General features: G+C 68.6%; 17 protein-coding genes and 1 pseudogene. 10 read left to right on the top strand and 8 right to left on the bottom strand.

Annotated features, from left to right (window positions below; translation table 11 throughout):
• Positions 1-151: 151 nt before the first annotated feature.
• The gene (locus ABT123_RS19915; protein ID WP_351316088.1) at positions 152-586 is read left to right on the top strand and encodes a VOC family protein; all 435 of its coding nucleotides are present in this window, start codon (positions 152-154) and stop codon (positions 584-586) included.
• Positions 587-657: 71 nt separating this feature from the next.
• On the opposite strand, the gene ABT123_RS19910 is transcribed toward ABT123_RS19915, so the two are convergent.
• A complete protein-coding gene (locus tag ABT123_RS19910) occupies positions 658-1356 on the bottom strand; it encodes a 2-phosphosulfolactate phosphatase (RefSeq protein ID WP_351316086.1) in 699 nt (232 codons plus the stop codon).
• Between the two features lie 226 nt (positions 1357-1582).
• On the opposite strand from ABT123_RS19910, the gene ABT123_RS19905 reads away from it, so the two are divergent.
• From ABT123_RS19905 to ABT123_RS19890, 4 genes are all read left to right on the top strand, one after another.
• Positions 1583-2140, top strand: coding sequence for a GNAT family N-acetyltransferase (locus tag ABT123_RS19905; protein WP_351316084.1), 558 nt, complete (start codon positions 1583-1585; stop codon positions 2138-2140).
• Positions 2141-2199: 59 nt separating this feature from the next.
• Positions 2200-2718, top strand: coding sequence for a MarR family winged helix-turn-helix transcriptional regulator (locus tag ABT123_RS19900; RefSeq protein ID WP_351316082.1), 519 nt, complete (start codon positions 2200-2202; stop codon positions 2716-2718).
• Positions 2719-2823: 105 nt separating this feature from the next.
• A complete protein-coding gene (locus ABT123_RS19895; RefSeq protein ID WP_351316080.1) occupies positions 2824-3297 on the top strand; it encodes a hypothetical protein in 474 nt (157 codons plus the stop codon).
• 37 nt (positions 3298-3334) lie between these two features.
• On the top strand, positions 3335-4201 hold the full coding sequence (locus tag ABT123_RS19890) for an NmrA family NAD(P)-binding protein (protein WP_351316078.1): 867 nt from the start codon (positions 3335-3337) through the stop codon (positions 4199-4201).
• Positions 4202-4652: 451 nt separating this feature from the next.
• Here ABT123_RS19890 and ABT123_RS19885 read toward each other — a convergent pair whose 3' ends face one another.
• Positions 4653-5321 carry a class I SAM-dependent DNA methyltransferase gene (locus tag ABT123_RS19885; RefSeq protein WP_351316076.1) on the bottom strand — a complete coding sequence of 223 codons (669 nt, stop codon included), beginning with the start codon at positions 5319-5321 and terminating at the stop codon, positions 4653-4655.
• A gap of 46 nt (positions 5322-5367) precedes the next feature.
• The gene (locus ABT123_RS19880) at positions 5368-5853 is read right to left on the bottom strand and encodes an SRPBCC family protein (protein WP_351316074.1); all 486 of its coding nucleotides are present in this window, start codon (positions 5851-5853) and stop codon (positions 5368-5370) included.
• Positions 5854-6086: 233 nt separating this feature from the next.
• On the opposite strand from ABT123_RS19880, the gene ABT123_RS19875 reads away from it, so the two are divergent.
• Positions 6087-8438, top strand: a complete 2352-nt coding sequence (locus ABT123_RS19875) for a sulfatase-like hydrolase/transferase (protein WP_351316072.1) — start codon at positions 6087-6089, stop codon at positions 8436-8438.
• Between the two features lie 61 nt (positions 8439-8499).
• Here the strand turns inward: ABT123_RS19875 and ABT123_RS19870 are convergent.
• The 3 genes and pseudogenes from ABT123_RS19870 to ABT123_RS19860 form a co-directional block, all read right to left on the bottom strand.
• A pseudogene (locus ABT123_RS19870) lies at positions 8500-9056 on the bottom strand (SUMF1/EgtB/PvdO family nonheme iron enzyme).
• 177 nt (positions 9057-9233) lie between these two features.
• Positions 9234-9815, bottom strand: a complete 582-nt coding sequence (locus ABT123_RS19865) for a hypothetical protein (RefSeq protein ID WP_351316070.1) — start codon at positions 9813-9815, stop codon at positions 9234-9236.
• Between the two features lie 127 nt (positions 9816-9942).
• Positions 9943-11601, bottom strand: a complete 1659-nt coding sequence (locus ABT123_RS19860) for a SulP family inorganic anion transporter (RefSeq protein WP_351316068.1) — start codon at positions 11599-11601, stop codon at positions 9943-9945.
• 225 nt (positions 11602-11826) lie between these two features.
• On the opposite strand from ABT123_RS19860, the gene ABT123_RS19855 reads away from it, so the two are divergent.
• On the top strand, positions 11827-12279 hold the full coding sequence (locus tag ABT123_RS19855; RefSeq protein WP_351316065.1) for a DUF1622 domain-containing protein: 453 nt from the start codon (positions 11827-11829) through the stop codon (positions 12277-12279).
• Positions 12280-12486: 207 nt separating this feature from the next.
• Positions 12487-13395 (top strand): alpha/beta hydrolase family protein, encoded by a 909-nt coding sequence (locus ABT123_RS19850; RefSeq protein ID WP_502970995.1) that lies wholly within the window; start codon positions 12487-12489, stop codon positions 13393-13395.
• A 28-nt stretch (positions 13396-13423) separates the two neighbouring features.
• Here ABT123_RS19850 and ABT123_RS19845 read toward each other — a convergent pair whose 3' ends face one another.
• Positions 13424-13825, bottom strand: coding sequence for a RidA family protein (locus tag ABT123_RS19845; RefSeq protein WP_351316062.1), 402 nt, complete (start codon positions 13823-13825; stop codon positions 13424-13426).
• Positions 13826-13925: 100 nt separating this feature from the next.
• Between ABT123_RS19845 and ABT123_RS19840 the strand changes: the two genes are divergently transcribed.
• The gene (locus tag ABT123_RS19840) at positions 13926-14909 is read left to right on the top strand and encodes a helix-turn-helix transcriptional regulator (protein WP_351316060.1); all 984 of its coding nucleotides are present in this window, start codon (positions 13926-13928) and stop codon (positions 14907-14909) included.
• On the opposite strand, the gene ABT123_RS19835 is transcribed toward ABT123_RS19840, so the two are convergent.
• Positions 14891-15916, bottom strand: coding sequence for an NADP-dependent oxidoreductase (locus tag ABT123_RS19835; RefSeq protein WP_351316057.1), 1026 nt, complete (start codon positions 15914-15916; stop codon positions 14891-14893). The two genes, ABT123_RS19840 and ABT123_RS19835, sit on opposite strands and share 19 nt — an antisense overlap.
• A gap of 111 nt (positions 15917-16027) precedes the next feature.
• On the opposite strand from ABT123_RS19835, the gene ABT123_RS19830 reads away from it, so the two are divergent.
• Entirely contained in the window at positions 16028-16648 is a 621-nt protein-coding gene (locus ABT123_RS19830; protein ID WP_351316055.1) for a TetR/AcrR family transcriptional regulator, read from the top strand.
• Positions 16649-16678: the final 30 nt, after the last annotated feature.

The raw sequence follows: 16678 nt of genomic DNA, 5'->3' as shown, positions 1-16678 counted from the left end.
GCCGACGCAGCGTCACCGGCTGCCCGGCCCGGGGATGATCAGGAGTGATTCATGCTAGGGGGCCCCTCTGACAATGCCGTCCGGGCAGTTGCCCTGGTGGTTGCCCGGCTCCCAGCCGCTGCGGGCGAAAGACCGCCTCTACGATGGGCCGATGACGTCGATCAAGCAGTTCCAAATCACCTTCGACTGCGCAGAACCTGAGCGCGTCGCTCGTTTCTGGTGCGAGGTGTTGGGGTACGTCGTACCGCCGCCGCCGGAGGGGTTTGCCACGTGGGACGATTTCGATCGCGCACTGCCGCCTGAGCGTCAGGGTTCGGCGTTCGCCTGCGTCGATCCCTCGGGTCTCGGCCCGCGACTGTTCTTCCAGCGCGTTCCCGAAGGCAAGGTCGTCAAGAATCGCCTGCACCTGGACGTGCGGGTCGGCACCGGACTCGTGGGTGAAGAGCGCGTGGCCGCACTCGAGGCCGAGTGCGCGCGACTGGCCGCGCTCGGCGCGGTCCGCGTGCGACTGCTGCTTGCCGACGGCGTCAACGAGTCGTGCCTGGTGATGCAGGACATCGAGGGCAACGAGTTCTGCCTCGACTGAGACTGGCGGCAGAGCCCGCCTGAGCGGGATCGGGTGAGCTCTGCCGCCCGAAAGGCCAAAGTTCCACCAGCTCAGCGGGTACTGGACGGGATGTCAGGAACCGCAACGGGACGGAGCACCGTCAGAGACTCTTCCTGGCGAGCCACCATCGCAAAGGGGAACCTGTCGATTTCCAAGCAGAGATCGACATCGTCCGGGTGGAATCCGCTCCGCAACCCACCGGCGAGGTCTGCCGCGGCACGAGAAGTCCTCGCCCGGTGGAGGTACGGGGCCGCCTCGACATCGCCTCCGCCTATACATTGACCAATGTATTCAGCGCAGGCCAAGTCCTCGTCGGCCTGGCCTCCCTCGCCGGTGACCACAAAGGTCACCGGACCGGAATCCTTGGTCTGCAGGAACCGCGCGGTCGGGCCGGCCACGACGAAGCTCGCGCACAAGACCAGCGGCGCGTCCGCAACGGCCAGCGCGCCCACGGTTCCTGCCGTCGTCTTCTGCACCAGCGTGCGCCCGGCGAAATCGCGTGACCTGAGCAAGCCGGGTGAGTTCACCGCGTCGAAGCCCGCTGCCGGAGCTCCGTCCTTCAAAGCCAGCCAACCCGGGCGGCTCTCCTTCAAGGCAAGTGCCTCACTCTCCGTCGAGGCCAGGACGATCCTCTCGACGCCACGCGAGAAGGCCCAGGCAGCCACGGTGAAGGCGCGCATGACGTCGATGACGACTGCAACACGGGGAACGCCGGTCAACTCTGGGATGCCGACGAAGTGATGGTCCATCGCACCATTCTGACGCCCCGGGAATTCGTGTGACAGCCGTAGACCGGCTCCGCGATCATCGGCCCATGACCACAGAGCCGGACCTCCTCTTGAGGAACGTCTGACCGCGGTCGATCCCCGTGTTGCCGCCGAGGTCTGGGCAGCCTCGGCGGAGTACGCCGAGCAGATCGTCTACCCATGGCCCGACCACACGCCGTAACCGCGAGACCGTCCGAAAGGGCAGCACATGACGCAGCAGGGGACCATCGTGATAGAGCGCATGGACGGAACAGCCGCAGCGCAGGCCGAGGACGCGTTCAGGCTGATCTATGCCGAAGCGTTCGCCGAGCCTCCCTACAACGAGGCCGAGGACGACGTTGCCGCCGCCTTCCGCCGTTTCCCCTCCCAGGCCCGCAAGCATGCCTTCCGCGCTGCCTTGGCCCGTACCGAGGACGGCGAGCCGGCCGGCATGGCGTACGGCCACCCGCTCGACCCTGACACGACCTGGTGGGACGAACTGACCGAGCCGGTGCCCGACGACATGCGACGGGAGGACGGACACCGCACCTTCAAGCTGATGGAACTTGCCGTGCGCGGACCGTGGCGCAGGCAGGGCATCGCGCGGCGTCTGCACGAGACGCTGCTCGACAGCGTGGAGGCCGAGCGGGTGATGTTGAACGTCCACCCGGGCAACAAGGCAGCGTCGGCTGCCTACCGGGCGTGGGGATACCGCAAGATCGGCGAGGCGCGGCCATGGGGGACAGGCGCGGACCTCCATGATGTGATGCTGCTCGACCTTCGCTGAAAGCAGCTGGAGGTCAGGATGCCTTGACAGCCAAACTAATTAGCCGCCATATTATCTGCATGACGCGAGACGGAACCGATGGCGAGGTGCCCACACTGGACCAGGCCAGGCGGCAGGTCGAGCGCTACGGCCTGGCGGTCGATCCGCAGGCCGTGCTGGTCGCAGTACGGCTGATCTCCGCGGGCGCAAGGGTCGGCCGGGCGGCCGAGGCGCACTTCGCCAGGTTCGGTCTGTCGACAGGGCGCTACCGCCTGCTCGCCGACCTCGAAGACCACGGCGGCGAGAAATCCCCCTCGCGCCTTGCAGAAGACCTCGATGTCTCCAGGGCTACGGTCACCGGCCTGCTGGACGGCCTTGAGCGCGAGGGCCTGATCGCCCGCCGCCCGTCCACGGAGGACGGCCGCGGCACGGTGGCCGTCCTGACCGCGCGCGGGGCGCAACGCCTGCGCGACATGGCATCCGAGCATTTCGGGCGGCTCGAGGCGATGGTGGGCGGGCTTTCCGTCGAGGAACGCGCGGTGTTCCTGGACCTGCTCGCCCGCGTCGTGCGCGGCAGTGCGGCCCTGGCCGCTGACTGATCCGGCTCTCAGCCGATTTGGCCCCGCCCCCGGGTAGGGCCCTTTTTGTGAGGCAATAGTTAGCCACCTAATCATTTTCCTCACGCGAACGAGAAAGAGGCCAGCATGCCCGCAACGAAGGACAGAACCAGCCGAAACCGCACAGCCTCCCGGCTATCCCGGCCGTTCACCCTCTGGCGCGAGGTGCTGACCGCCTACGCCGCCCCCGCGCTGATGGCCGGCACCGCCGGAGTCCTCACCGGGCAGCAGGACCTGGCCATGGCCGCCTGCACCTCCATCGCCGGCACCTCCGCCGTGGTGGCGTACCTGGTCGGCACCTGGCTGCGACACAGCGGCCAGCCCCGACGGTGGACCACCACCACGTCACGCGTCGCCCTGACCGCCGCACTCGTCATCACCGCCGCCGGCGCGGCGACCCTGCTGGGATGGTTCACCGCCCAATGGCTACCCGCCCACACCCCGATCCCCGCCACCCCGTGGCTGGAGCGCCTGCGCATCGACCTGCCCGTCTCCGCAGCCCTCGCCACCACCATCGTCACCCTGCGCTGGCGCAGCACCACCACAGCATCCCCGGCATAGCCCCCCGGCACCGGGCCCACCAAGGAATGAGCACACGATGATCGTCGTCATGGGAGCGACCGGAGCAACCGGGAACGCCCTGCTCCACAGCCTCCTCACACTCGGCACACCCGTCCGCGCACTGACCCGCACCCCGCACAGGCCGATCCTCGGCATAACCGGCGCACACCAACCGCCCGTCGAGGTTCAGTACGCCGACGCCACCGACCCCCACTCCCTGCGCACCGCCTTCAAGGGCGCCGGCCAGCTCTTCCTCGCCATGGCCAACAGCCCCGCACAGGTCGAGCTCGAAACCTGTGTCATCGACATCGCCGCCCACGCCGGCATCGAACACATCGTCAAGATCTCCGCACCCGCCGCCGAACCCGATTCCCCGGTCGCCATCTCCCGCGGACATCACGCCGTCGAGGAACACCTGCGCGCCAGCGGCCTCACCCACACCATCCTGCGCCCGTACGCGTTCATGCAGAACCTCCTGCGCCTGGCCCCCACCGTCGCCCAGGGCATCATCCTCGCCACGACGGGCGACGCGCCCTGCAACTACATCGACTGCCGCGACATCGGCGATGTCGCCGCAGCCGCCCTCACCAGGCCCGACATCGCCGGCGGCACCTACACCCTGACCGGACCCGAAGCCGTCTCCCACCCCGAACTCGCCTCACGACTGACCGCCCTGACCGGCAACCAGATCCGCCACGTCAACCTCACCCCGGACGAACTGCGCGACCACCTCATCCACCACGCCCACATGCCCACCTGGCTCGCCGACCATGTGACGGAGATCCAGCAACTCGCCATCACCCGACCCGAAACCCCCACGACCACCGTCATCGACATCCTCGGCCGCCCGCCCCGCACCCTCGACGCCTTCCTGCACGAACACCACGCCCACTTCCGCCGATAAGCTGCCAGCATCGAGGGTCGCGAGGACGCCCGGGGGTCGCCAAACCGGCCGGAGCGCGTAGCGATCTCCTGCGACCGGCGGCTCCGCCCAGCCAAATGGGCCCCGGCTTCGGGGAAACGGAGCTCTCCGCCCGACAGGGCGGCCGGTCGGGCGGCAGCCGCCGCCCGACCACCCTCGCGAGCCCGCATCCGTCACACGCCCCCCATGCCGGCCCTCCCCCAGGGGGCTTCCCGACAGTCCTTGTCTTTCCGGGGCGGACGGCGGGGTCAAGGGTGGAGCGAAGCGACATCGCGAAGCGACGCGACGAAGGAGCGCCCTTGAGGCCGACGGCCGAGACGGAACGACACTGGGACTGACGGGCAGCCCCCGGCCACCACCCGACCCCGCCCAGGCGAAACCCCGCCGCCCCGGCCCCGCCCCGCCCCCGCCCCACCCTTCCGACGCCTGAACCTCAGCCAGGTCGCTCAGCCATGACGACCACCCCCGGCCCGCTGTGCTCATCCGCAGGGAGCCGAAGTTCGGCGACCGGGCGCAGGCCGGCCTGCTCGATCAGGTCCACGAGTTGTTCCGGCCGCCATTTGTGTGTCGTCCAACGAACGGGCACACCTCCGTAGGCCTCAGTGCGCACCGCGTCTTCGTCGCCGACGTGTGTGGCGGTAATGAAGTGTCCGCCCGGCTTCAACGCACGTGCGAACAGGGCGAGGACCTGAGGAAGGACGTCACGGGGGAGGTTGAACAGTGACCACCACCCGAGCACGCCGCCAAGGGATGCTTCACCAAGGTCGAGGTCGGTGGCAGAGGCGACACTGAAGCGGCAGTGCGGATGAAGACGACGTGCGTTCTCGATCATCCGAGGAGAGAGATCCACCCCGGACACGTCGAGTCCGCGTTCGGCAAGGTAGGCGGTCACCGTTCCGGGTCCGCAGCCGACGTCGAGGACGGGCCCAAGCCCGCTCACTGTGTCGGCGAAGGCGTCGATGGACGCCTTGAGCCATGGATGGCTGCGGATGTCGCCGATTCCCGTCGACACGACCATATGGGCGTAGCTGTCGGCCACCCGGTCATAGGAATCACGTACCACGTCGAGATCGGCTGGGCGGTCAATAGGGTGTGCGCGCATCAGCCAACGATAGGACTATGAGACAACCCCATGGTAGTGGCCAAAATCAGCCGCACAACCCTTCCAGCCGTTGCGTCGCCGTGCGGAAGAGCCGGTCGATATGGCGTTGGCTCGCGCGCAGCAACAGCTGGACGGGGGGTTTGCTGTCGATCGCGAGGGTCCAGCTCACCTTGGTCAGAGCGCCTGTCGTCGGCATGAGGGTCCACTGTTCCATCAGGGCCGAGACGCCGGGGACGTTGGCTTCGTGGGCGCGGTAGGCGAAGCGCCTTCCGGGTTCCCACGTGATGATCTGTTCGCGGGCCCGGACGAACCGATACAGGCGGAAGAAGCGCACGGCTCCGACACCGTAGGGCGGCGGGCTCTCGTAGTGGACGTCGTCGGCCGGCCCGAACCAGCGGGGCCAGTTCTCCGGCCGGGCGGCGAGCTGCTCGAAGAGCGCATCGGCCGATACCCGGAGCTCGCAGCTGCAGGTCCGCCGGAAGGGGGCCCGCTCGAGGAATCCGAGGTCTTCGGGCCGCAGCTGGTACTTCATGGTGGTCCGGCCCTTCCGGGAGCTGGAGCTGGAGCTGGCGCTGAGCTGGAGCTGTCACATCGGCACACCGCCGCAGGGTTCATCGTGGCCCGAGCCGGGTCCGTCCGCGACAGCGGGTACGGCCGATGGAATGACGTGAGGCCTTCTCCGGTAACGGTTCTCCTCGGCGGGGCACGGTTCTCCTGTCACAGACCGTCGAACCGTCGCCATACAGCGCTGAGGAGACACGAAGGATGGCCGTTCCGTACAAGGGCGTGATCCAGGAGGACATCCGGCAGTCGGTGCCTGACTGGGAGCCGTACAAACAGCCACAGGCCCCCGACGGCGCGCCGAACGTGCTGTACCTGGTGTGGGACGACGTCGGCTTCGGCACGTTCGACATCTTCGGCGGGCTGGTGGAGGTGCCGTCGATGCGCCGGATCGCCGAGATGGGGGTGAAGTTCACCAACTTCCACACCACGGCGCTCTGCTCACCGACCCGGTCGTCCCTGCTGACCGGCAGGAACGCCACCAGCAACGGCATGGCCTGCGTCGCCGAGATGACCAGCGGCTTCCCCGGCTCCAACGGGCGTATCCCGTTCGAGAACGCCAGCCTGGCCGAGGTGCTGGTCGAGCGCGGCTGGAACACGTACGCCCTGGGCAAATGGCACCTGGTCCCCTCGGACGAGGCGAACATGGCCTCCTCGAAGCGGCACTGGCCACTGGGCCGCGGGTTCGAACGCTTCTACGGTTTCCTCGGCGGCGAGGCCGACCAGTGGTACCCCGACCTGGTCTACGACAACCACCCCGTCGCGCCGCCCTCCACTCCTGAGCAGGGCTATCACCTGTCGAAGGACCTGGTGGACCGGACGATCGAGTTCATGCGCGACGCCAAGGTCATCGCCCCGGACAAGCCCTGGTTCACCTACTTCTGCCCCGGAGCGGGCCACGCGCCGCACCACATCTTCAAGGAGTGGGCCGACCGGTACGCGGGGAAGTTCGACGACGGCTACGAGGTCTACCGGCAGCTGACCCTCCAGCGGCAGATCAAGCTGGGCATCCTGCCCGAAGGCACCGAGCTCACGCCCATCAACCCGCACGGCGAGCCGGAGGCCACCGGGCCTCAGGGACAGCCGTGGCCGGGCACGGACTTCGTCCGCCCGTGGGAATCGCTGAGCGCCGACGAGAAGCGACTGTTCGCCCGGATGGCGGAGGTCTTCGCCGGCTTCGTTGCCTACACCGACGCGCAGATCGGCCGCCTGCTGGACTACCTGGAGGAGTCCGGGCAGCTGGAGAACACCATCATCGTCGCGGTCTCCGACAATGGCGCCAGCGCCGAGGGCGGCCCGAACGGGTCGATGAATGAGAGCAACTTCTTCAACGGTGTGCCTGACGACATCGCCGAGAACCTGCGCCACCTCGACGATCTGGGCAGCCCGAAGACCTACAACCACTACCCGACGGGGTGGGCGTGGGCCTTCAACACGCCGTTCAAGTACTGGAAGCGGTGGGTGTCGTACGAGGGCGGCATCGCCGACCCGATGATCGTTGCCTGGCCCAAGGGCATCAAGCAGAAGGGCGAGGTCCGGCACCAGTACGTGCACGCCATCGACATCGTGCCGACCGTCTACGACCTGCTCGGCATCCAGCCCCCGGCCACGGTGGGCGGCGTGACGCAGAATCCGATCGAGGGCGCCAGCTTCCGCAAGGTGATCGAGAACGCCAAGGCGCCCGACCCGCGGCAGACGCAGTTCTACACGATGCTCGGCACGCGCGGGATCTGGCACGACGGCTGGCACGCGGCCACCGCGCACCCGCCGGCGCCGTCCGACTGGAGCCACTTCGAGCAGGACAAGTGGGAGCTGTACAACCTGCGCGAGGACCGTTCCGAGAACAAGGACCTGGCGGCGCAGAACCCGGAGAAGCTCGAGGAGCTCAAGCGCCTGTGGTCGGAAGAGGCCGCCAAGTTCAACGGTCTGCCGCTGGACGACCGCAGTCCGGTGGAGATCCTGGAGACCCCCCGTCCCCAGCTCTCCAAGCCGCGTGACCGGTACGTCTACTACCCGGGCTGCGCGGACGTGCCCGAGGCGGTGGCGGTGAACATCCGCGGCCGGTCGTACACGATCGCCGCCGACGTACGTCTGGACACTCCCGAGGCCCGCGGCGTGCTGTTCTCCCACGGCGGGCGTTTCGGCGGGCACAGTATGTACCTGCTGGACGGGCACCTGCACTACGTCTACAACTGGCTCGGCCGTATGGAGCAGAAGGTCAGCTCCCCGGGGCCGGTCAGCACCGGGGACCACACCTTCTCCGCCGCGTTCCGCGCAGGCAAGCGGGACGACCAGGGCAGCAGCCACGGCACGCTCACCCTGTACATCGACGACCGCCAGGTCGCCCAGGCCGACATCAAGACCCAGCCCGGCACCTTCTCACTGGTCGGGGAGGGGCTCGCGGTCGGCCGGGACGCCGGCCAGCCGGTTTCCGCCGACTACGAGACCCCCTTCGAGTTCCTCGGCGGCACCATCCGCGAGGTGGTCGTGGACGTCAGCGGGGAGGCCTTCTCCGACGTGGAGAAGGAGCTCATCGGCATGTTCCACCGGGACTGACGCCGGCCCATGACTCCCCTGACTCCCTTGACGCTCCCCGATCGGGGAGCGTCAAGGCACGTCAAGGCACGTCAAGGGGTCCGGCGTCCGCGGCGCAGCGGAACCCCTGGTGGCCGGTGCTGCTGTCGGGGGTGCTGGAGCTATGGGCGGCCACCCGGTAGCGGCGGCAGTAGGAGGCGTGGCACAGGTACGAGCCTCCCACTCCGCCTCGGTCGGCAGGCGCTTGCCGGCCCACGCGGCGTAGGCGGAGGCGTCGTTCCAGAAGACGTGCACCACGGGGTGGTCGGCACGGTCGGTGAGGTCGGAGCCGGGGCCCTCGGGATGCCGCCAGGAGGCGCCGTGGACCTGGCGCCACCACGGGGCCGCGGCGGCGGCCCGGGTGTCGGGGAAGCCGGGCGGCAGCAGCCCGGCGAAGATGAACGACCAGCCGTACCGCTCGGCCTCCGTCACGTACCCCGTCGCGGCCGTGAAGGCTCCGAAGTCGGCGTTGGAGACCGCGCAGAGGTCGATCCAGTACGGGGCGAGCGACACCTCGTGAACCGGTCCCTCACCATCCCCCGGGACGGTCCAGCGGTCCTGGGAACCCATCAGAAACCCGGCGGCAGTCAGGCGTACCATGCCCTCCCGGCCGGCCGGCCGGCCCGCCGTCGGCGGTCACCAGGGCCGTGTCCCCGGCCCATGACCGAGCCACCGCTGTGTGCGTGTCGGAAGCCGCTGGTGAGGGACTGCAGCAGCCGGATCGATGCAACAGCTCGCCGTCAGACATCGTCAAGCCTCCCTGGGTACGCGACCGCCTCACCACCTGTTGTACGCCGGCCCCGAAGCGCAGCCATCAGGGGAGTTGTTTCCACTCACATCGAAGTCGGCGCACGTGAGGTATAGGTGGTTGAACTTACCGAGCATAAAGGCCAGCACTCCAACAGCGAGCGTGACGCCAACGGCTCCCAGACGCTGACGCATGGGCAGGGCGGCGTAGTCCGGCACGAGAATTCGCGACAGCAGCCATGTGAGCATCGGAGCGCCTGCCAGCGTGAACAATGCCTCGAAGTAATGAAGGTAGGGGTAGCCGTGGGTTCTTGGCGCCATGATCGCCAGGAGAATCCAGGCCGAGGGCACGGCCAAGGCGATCCAGCCGCCCCAGGGCAGTGCACCTCGCGTACGCAGCAGCGCACCGGAGAGGAGCACTGCCGTTGCCACCGCCCAGATGGACAGCACGTTGTCGAAGAAGATGGCGTTGTACGCCCCCAACGTAAAGGCGGGCCACCAGATGAACAGGGTTCCACCCACTGATGCGGCGGCGGTGGCCCGCAGAGTCGGGTCAATCTCGGGCAGCTTGCGTTTCCCTTCCGGCTTGGCGCCAGGGGGCTCGTCGACCATGTTGTTCGCTCCGGCTTCTCACCATATTCATGCGCCCACGCCGTCAATTGAACTTGTCGACGATATATCAGTGCGGTATTCCACGTGGGGCGACATGCTTTCGCCGACGGACCCAACGAGGACTCGGTCATGGTGTCTGCAGGGCCGCGTATGCCTCACGCACGGTGGAAAAGACACGCAGTTGCCTGGTGGCACCGTCCCGGTAGGGACTCGCGCGCAGCGTGGCCACGACCTGCTCACGGGGCCGGGCGAGCACCAACTCGCAGCTGCGCGCCCGCAGATCCACGGTCAGCTGGGCCAGTACCTCGGCCGCGGTGGAGTCCACGTAGAAGACCGCCTCGGCGTCCAGGACCACATGGTGCGGGTACTGCGGCCGGGCCGCCGCCAGCGCGAGGATCCTTTGATGGATGCGGTTGGCGTTGGCGAAGAACAGCGGCGCATCCACCCGGTAGATCAGCACCTTGGTGGCCGCGCTCTCCTCGGGAGCCACCTCGCGGGGTGTGCCGTCGCCGGTGACGGTGAGGACCGCGTCGTGGGGCCAGGCCACGCGCCGCAGCAGCTGCAGCAGGGCGAGAATGACCGCCACCAACAGCCCGTGCAGCACTCCCAGACCCAGGACAGTGACCATCGCGGCCAGGGCGAGCACCGCCTCCATGCGCCAGCCCTGCCACAGCCGTTTGAAGCCCGCGATGTCGATGAGGTGTGAAGCGGACACCATGACCACCGCAGCCAGCACTGTCTTCGGCAGCAGCCCGATCACCGGGCCGGTGGTCAGCAGCCCGACCACCACGAAGCCTGCGCACACCAGCTGGAACAGCTGCGAGTGGGCACCGGAGCCGCGGGCGGACAGGGTGCGCTGGGTGCTCGCCATCGGCGGGAAGCCACCCAGAAAGCCCGCACCCGCGCTCGCCGCGCCCGAGGCCACCGACTCCCGGACCAACGAGATCTCCGCCCCGGTGGAGCCCGTGGTCCGACGCAGGACCGCCACCCCCTCGATCGAGGCGATCATGGCCATGCCGGCCGCCACCGGCAGCAGCGCCCACACATCCCCCCACGTCACGTTCGGCCAGATGGGGGCGGGCAAGCCGCCTGAGATCCCACCCGTCATGGCCACGCCATGCCCGGCCAGATCCGCACCGGCCGACACCGCAATCGCCACCACGCACACCACCGGCGTGACCGGCACGGCGTGCAGAGCAGGAACAGCGGCGAAGACCTTCCGCAGCAGGATGAGCAGGGCCAGGGAAGAGATACCCACCACGGCGGTCACGACCTGCACCTGCTCCAGATGGGTGAGCACCTCCCACAGCTTGACCATCGGACGGTCGCTGGGCGTCGGCACACCCAGCAGATGGCCCACCTGACTGGCCATGATCTGTACGCCCGCCCCGGCCAGGTAACCGAGCACCACCGGCCCCGACATGAACGTGGCCAGGCCCCGGAACCGCCCCGGCAAGAGCAGCAGCACACCCGTCATCAGCGCCAGACACGCCGCCAGCGCCACCGCCCGGCCTGCGTCACCGCCCGACCGGCCGCTCACCGCCGCGTACGTCATGATCGCCAAGGTCGACGACGGGCCGACCGCCACCAGCCGGGTGGAGGTCACCAGGGCGAACACCACCATCGCCCCTACCGCGGTGTAGAGCCCCGCCACCGGCTGCAGCCCTGCCACCTGCCCGTACCCGAGCCCCTGCGGTACCAGCGTCACCGCGACCGCGAACCCGGCCACGACATCGCCGCGCACCCCGCGCCATGAATACCGCTGCAGCTGACCCAGAAGCGGCACCGCATTCGCCACAGATGCTCGACGTAATGTCACTCGGTCATTGTCGGAAGACCAAACACCGGCAGCCTGGAAAAACGATGGGCCATCCCAGCGATTTCGCCGTACTGGCCTACAACGTTCCCGGGGCGACCAGCCTCGGACCGCCGAGGCGGGAACTGTGGGCCGTCAGAGCCATGTCTGACCGACCTTCGTGCCAGGGCACACCCGAACGGGTAGACCGGATACATGATCCTGTCTGAGGACGTGCTGCCGGAGGCATGGCTCGGCAACGCGATCGGCCTTCTGGCGGGCCTTGTGGAAGCCGCCGGCGCACTGATCATCTTCGTGGGTGCCGCGTGGGCTTTCGGCCGCTTTCTGGCAGCGCTCCTCGACAGGGGCAAGAGGTCCGGAAAATACAACCGGATCCGCCTGGACCTGGGCAGGTTCATCGCACTCGGACTGGAATTCCAGCTGGCGGCCGATGTCCTGCGGACAGCCGTCGCACCGACCTTCACCGAAATTGGCCAGCTGGCCGCCATCGCTGCCATCCGGACAGCGCTTAACTATTTCCTCGCCAAAGAGATTGAACGGGAAAGCGCGGACGTCGAACAGGACGACCAGCAAGCAACCGCAAAGGGTCGGAAGAGCAGCCCGGACCAGCCCAAGGACCCGGGCCCCAAGGCTCCACCGCCACGCTGAACTTCCCTCGGCCAACGTGCGGCCGGACGCCGCCGCCCTGGAGGACCTTGAGCCGACCGGCGGCTGGCCGGGGCTGCCGGCCGGGCTGACGACACCGCGGAACTTCCGGTGTATGAGCGGTGTTGCAAACCGGAACGGCGTTCCGTATCGTAAGTGGAACGAGGTTCCGCTTTGTTCAGTCGAAGAATCCGATCGGAAGGCCCTTTCATGCCCGACTCGCACACCCTGATATCCGTGAAGCCGGTCGTCCTGCCCGCCCCGGGCGGCCGGGGCGAGGACCTCCAGGTCCGTGTGTCCGCCCCCGCGACGGGCGGCGACCTGCCCGTCATCGTCTTCTCCCACGGCTTCGGCTGGTCGATGAACGGGTACGCCCCGCTGGCCGATCACTGGGCCGCGCACGGCTTCGTGGTCGTCCAGCCGACCCACCTGGACTCCCGGACGCTGGGCATCCCCGCCGAGGACCCCCGCACCCCCCTGATCTGGCGCTACCGGATCGAGGACATCACGCGGGTGCTGGACGGACTCGGTGTCCTGGAGGCGGCCGTGCCGGGTCTCGCCGGGCGGGTCGACCATGACCGTATCGCCGTGGCCGGCCACTCGTGGGGAGCCCAGACGGTGAGCGCGCTGCTGGGCGCGCGCGTCCTCGGCTCCGACGGCGTGCCCGGCGAGGACATGTCCGACCCCCGGGTCACGGCGGGGGTGCTGCTGGCCCTGACCGGGCTGGGCGACGACCTGACTCCGTTCGCCGCCGAGCACTTCCCCTTCATGAAGCCGTCCTTCGACACCATGACCGCCCCGGCCCTCATCGTCGCCGGCGACCACGACCAGTCCCACCTGTCCACCCGCGGACCGGACTGGTTCACCGACCCCTACACCCACAGCCCCGGCGACAAAAGCCTGCTCACCCTGTTCGGGGCGGAGCACTCGCTCGGCGGCATCCCCGGCCACGAGGTCGCCGAGACCACCGATGAGAACCCGGCGCGCGTGGCCCTGATCCAGCAGCTCACCACGGCGTTCCTGCGCAGCGCCCTCCAGGGCGACAGCGCCGGCTGGAAGGCGGCGGCCACCGCGCTGGAGGAAGACCCCGAACCGCTCGGGGCTCTGCGGAGCAAGTGAAAGCGAACAACCTTGGTCGACCTGACGGTCAGGGCCGGGCGGCGATGGCCTCGACCTCGAACAGCACGTCAGGCGCAGCCAGGCTCGCAACACCGATGAGGGTGTTCGTGGGCGGCTTCGTACCCCAGCCCTCCTGCACGGCCCCGGCGATCGGCCCGAGCTTGCTGACGTCGTGGTTCACCACATACGTCCTGAGCTGGACGACGTGGCTGAGGTCGAGCCCATGGGCGGCAAGAGCGATGCCGATGTTGTGGAACGTCCGCTTCACCTGCTCGGTGAAGTCGGCCGAGACCACCGCGCCGTCCGGGCCCGATCCGTACTGACCCGCGATCAGCACCAGTTCCGTACCCGCGGCGACGGTGGCGGTGTGGCTGTAGCCAAACGGGACCGGGTCGTGCAGACCGTCAGGATTGACCAGGGCGTGTGCCATGTGGATCACCTCTCGTGTGCGATGGGGCTCTGTCGTGCTGGTGGTAAGCCTCGCAACGAATCACGACATCCTGTGTCGTGTATTCCCGTAGGGTTTTCCTATGCGCGCTGATCGGTTGGTATCGCTGGTCCTGCTGCTACGGCAGCACGGCCGGCTGTCCGCAGCCGCGCTCGCCCGCGAGCTGGAGGTGTCCACCCGCACCGTGCTGCGCGACATCGAGGCGCTGTCCGCAGCCGGCGTCCCGGTCTACGCCGAACGCGGCCGGCACGGCGGTTTCGCGTTGCTGCCCGGTTTCCAGACCGAGCTCACCGGGCTGAACCACGACGAGGCACTCGCCCTGCTGGTCGCCGGATCGCGGCGCGGCGCGCAGGCGTTCGGCCTCGGCTCGGCGCTCGCTTCGGCCATGCGCAAGGTGGTGGACGCGCTTCCCGAAAGCCAGCGGGCCACCGCGGCCGGCGCGGCTCGGCGATTGCTCATCGACCCGGAGACCGACCTCCTCGCGCGGCGGCCGGCTGCCGAGGAGGTGCCCGACACCGTCGTGGCCGAGGTCCGGCGCGCGGTGTTCGCCGGACACAAACTGCGCATCCACTACGCGGCCGTGGACCAGACCCCGAAGTGGCGCACGGTGGACCCGATCGGCCTGGTCACCGTACGCGGCCAGGGCTACTTGCTGGCCACGCGGTCCGGCGCGGACCGCACCTACCGGCTGTCCCGGATCCTGGCCGCCGAGGAACTCGCCGAACCGGCACAGCGACCGGACCGGGTCGATCTGGACCGGGCCTGGCAGGAACGCAGCACACGGTTCCGGACCGGCGGCGATCAAGTCACCGTGCTGGTACGGATGGACCCGGCGCGGCGGGAGGACCTGGTGGGTACCGCACTGGCCGTCCTCGCCGAGGAAGCCGAGGAAGCCGACGCAGACGGCTGGCTGCAGCTGGAGGTGACCTTCCAGGATCCCAGACACGCCGAATGGGCGTTGTGGCACCTCGGCACGAACGCGGAAGCCCTGGCCCCGCACTGGTTGCGCGACTCCCTGCGCCACCGCGCCACCGCAATCGCCACCCGCTACGGAGTGCCGTCCTGAGCGACCGTGAGCACGATCTTGCCTTGGATGTGGCCTCGGGAGGCGCGTGCGTGTGCCGCCCGGGCGTCCGCGAGCGGAAACGTGCTGTCGATCGCTACGCGAACCGTCCCCGCGTCGAGGAGGCGTCCCAGTTCGGCGAGCTGCGCGCCGTTCGAGCGAACCTGAGTTCCCGAGACCGTGACGCCCAGCCTCGCGGTCTCTTCCTCGTCGAAGGCGCCGAAGAACACCGGGAACAGGGCGCCGCCGCGCTTGAGCGTGCGCAGGAGGCGACTGCTCTCCCGACCACCGACGGTGTCGAGAACAAGGTCGATCTCGCGCACGAGTTCCTCGGGACGGCTCTGGGTGTAGTCGATGAACCGGTCGGCGCCGAGCTCGCGCAGGAACGATTCGTGCGCGCCCGATGCCACCGCGATGACATGTGCACCCTGCCATTTCGCCAGCTGGAGCGCGAAGTGCCCCACGCCGCCCGCGGCGCCGTTGATGAGTACCGTCGTGTCGGCGTCGAGTGCCGTCGGGCGGTGCCGCGCCGCCTGGAAGGGCGACGGGTGATCGTGTCCGAGCTCGATCAGGAACTGCCATGCCGTCAGCCCGGCCATGGGCGCCCCGGCGGCGTGCACGTGATCGATGCCGGCCGGCTTGCGTGCGAGGTCCGATGCGGGTGCGGCCACGTACTCGGCGTACGCGCTGCCGTCGAAGCTGGGAAAACGAAGCAGACCGAAGACCTCGTCACCGACCGAGAGGCCGTCCACATCCGCGGCGACGGCCGCTACGACGCCTGACACATCCGTCCCCGGAATCACGGGCAAGCAGACCTTCGGCCTTGTCTCCGGAGGAAGGTTGGTCAGCCCCTCGCGTAAGTACCAGTCCGGAGGATTGACGCCGACCGCGTGCACGCGAACGAGCACCTCACCCGGCCCCGGCTCGGGAATCGGCACCTCGTCGTAACGCAGAACCTCAGGGCCGCCGTGCTCATGCACCCTGACCGCCCTCATCGTGCGTGTCGGCATCATTTTTCTCCTGCCCGCGCTGCGAGTTACGCTGATCGGATCAGTGATCCATGTATCCGGACCACTGATCCGAATATATGGATCAGTGGTCCGGATGGTCAAGAGGGACAGATGCGGGCCGACGCCAGGAAGAACCGTGACCACCTACTCGCCGTTGCGGGCGCTGTCATCACCGAGCAAGGCGTCGACGCATCGCTGCGCGACATCGCACGCAGGGCCGACGTAGGACTCGCGACGCTGCTCCGTCACTTCCCGACGCGCGAGGCGCTGCTCGAAGCCCTGCTCCGTACGAACTTCGACGAGCTGGCGGCAAGGGCGGACGCCCTCGAAACGTCGAGCTTGCCCGACGATGCGCTGGTGTCCTGGCTGCGCGACTTCGTCGCCTGCGCCCGGGACTACCGCGGCGTGGTCACGTCGATGATGACTGCCATTCAGGACGAGCAGTCCGCACTGCATGCGTCATGCGTCACCATGCGCGCGGCCGGCACACGACTCCTTGACCGCGCTCAGGCCGAGGGCCTGGCGCGAACCGACATCGACGGCACCGATCTGTTCGCGCTGGCCGGATCACTCGCGTGGCTCGGCGATCAACCCTCCTCCGCGCCGCGCGCTGATCACCTCTTCGATGTGGTCGTGAGCGCGATCCTGACGAGCGCGGCGAGCGGCAGCGCCGAGCGGCAATGCCGAGCGGAAACGCCGAGGGGGAACGCCACAGCCCCCTCGGGCCCGTAGCTGAAATCGCCGCGCACGCGGGACTGACCA

This window comes from Streptomyces sp. NPDC002054, assembly GCF_040296685.1.
In the GTDB taxonomy this organism is placed as follows: Bacteria; Actinomycetota; Actinomycetes; order Streptomycetales; family Streptomycetaceae; genus Streptomyces.
Note: the sequence above shows the minus strand (reverse complement) of the source record. Positions and strands in the feature narration are given on the sequence as shown.

Excerpts from the sequence above, each read along its gene's own strand:
- ABT123_RS19880 (WP_351316074.1), bottom strand. The coding sequence starts at position 5,853 with ATGAAGTACCAGCTGCGGCCCGAAGACCTCGGATTCCTCGAGCGGGCC.
- ABT123_RS19910 (WP_351316086.1), bottom strand. The coding sequence starts at position 1,356 with ATGGACCATCACTTCGTCGGCATCCCAGAGTTGACCGGCGTTCCCCGT.
- ABT123_RS19830 (WP_351316055.1), top strand. The coding sequence starts at position 16,028 with ATGCGGGCCGACGCCAGGAAGAACCGTGACCACCTACTCGCCGTTGCG.
- ABT123_RS19865 (WP_351316070.1), bottom strand. The coding sequence starts at position 9,815 with ATGGTCGACGAGCCCCCTGGCGCCAAGCCGGAAGGGAAACGCAAGCTG.
- ABT123_RS19835 (WP_351316057.1), bottom strand. The coding sequence starts at position 15,916 with ATGCCGACACGCACGATGAGGGCGGTCAGGGTGCATGAGCACGGCGGC.
- ABT123_RS19895 (WP_351316080.1), top strand. The coding sequence starts at position 2,824 with ATGCCCGCAACGAAGGACAGAACCAGCCGAAACCGCACAGCCTCCCGG.
- ABT123_RS19855 (WP_351316065.1), top strand. The coding sequence starts at position 11,827 with ATGATCCTGTCTGAGGACGTGCTGCCGGAGGCATGGCTCGGCAACGCG.
- ABT123_RS19875 (WP_351316072.1), top strand. The coding sequence starts at position 6,087 with ATGGCCGTTCCGTACAAGGGCGTGATCCAGGAGGACATCCGGCAGTCG.
- ABT123_RS19845 (WP_351316062.1), bottom strand. The coding sequence starts at position 13,825 with ATGGCACACGCCCTGGTCAATCCTGACGGTCTGCACGACCCGGTCCCG.
- ABT123_RS19900 (WP_351316082.1), top strand. The coding sequence starts at position 2,200 with ATGACGCGAGACGGAACCGATGGCGAGGTGCCCACACTGGACCAGGCC.
- ABT123_RS19890 (WP_351316078.1), top strand. The coding sequence starts at position 3,335 with ATGATCGTCGTCATGGGAGCGACCGGAGCAACCGGGAACGCCCTGCTC.
- ABT123_RS19840 (WP_351316060.1), top strand. The coding sequence starts at position 13,926 with ATGCGCGCTGATCGGTTGGTATCGCTGGTCCTGCTGCTACGGCAGCAC.
- ABT123_RS19915 (WP_351316088.1), top strand. The coding sequence starts at position 152 with ATGACGTCGATCAAGCAGTTCCAAATCACCTTCGACTGCGCAGAACCT.
- ABT123_RS19885 (WP_351316076.1), bottom strand. The coding sequence starts at position 5,321 with ATGCGCGCACACCCTATTGACCGCCCAGCCGATCTCGACGTGGTACGT.
- ABT123_RS19850 (WP_502970995.1), top strand. The coding sequence starts at position 12,487 with ATGCCCGACTCGCACACCCTGATATCCGTGAAGCCGGTCGTCCTGCCC.
- ABT123_RS19905 (WP_351316084.1), top strand. The coding sequence starts at position 1,583 with ATGACGCAGCAGGGGACCATCGTGATAGAGCGCATGGACGGAACAGCC.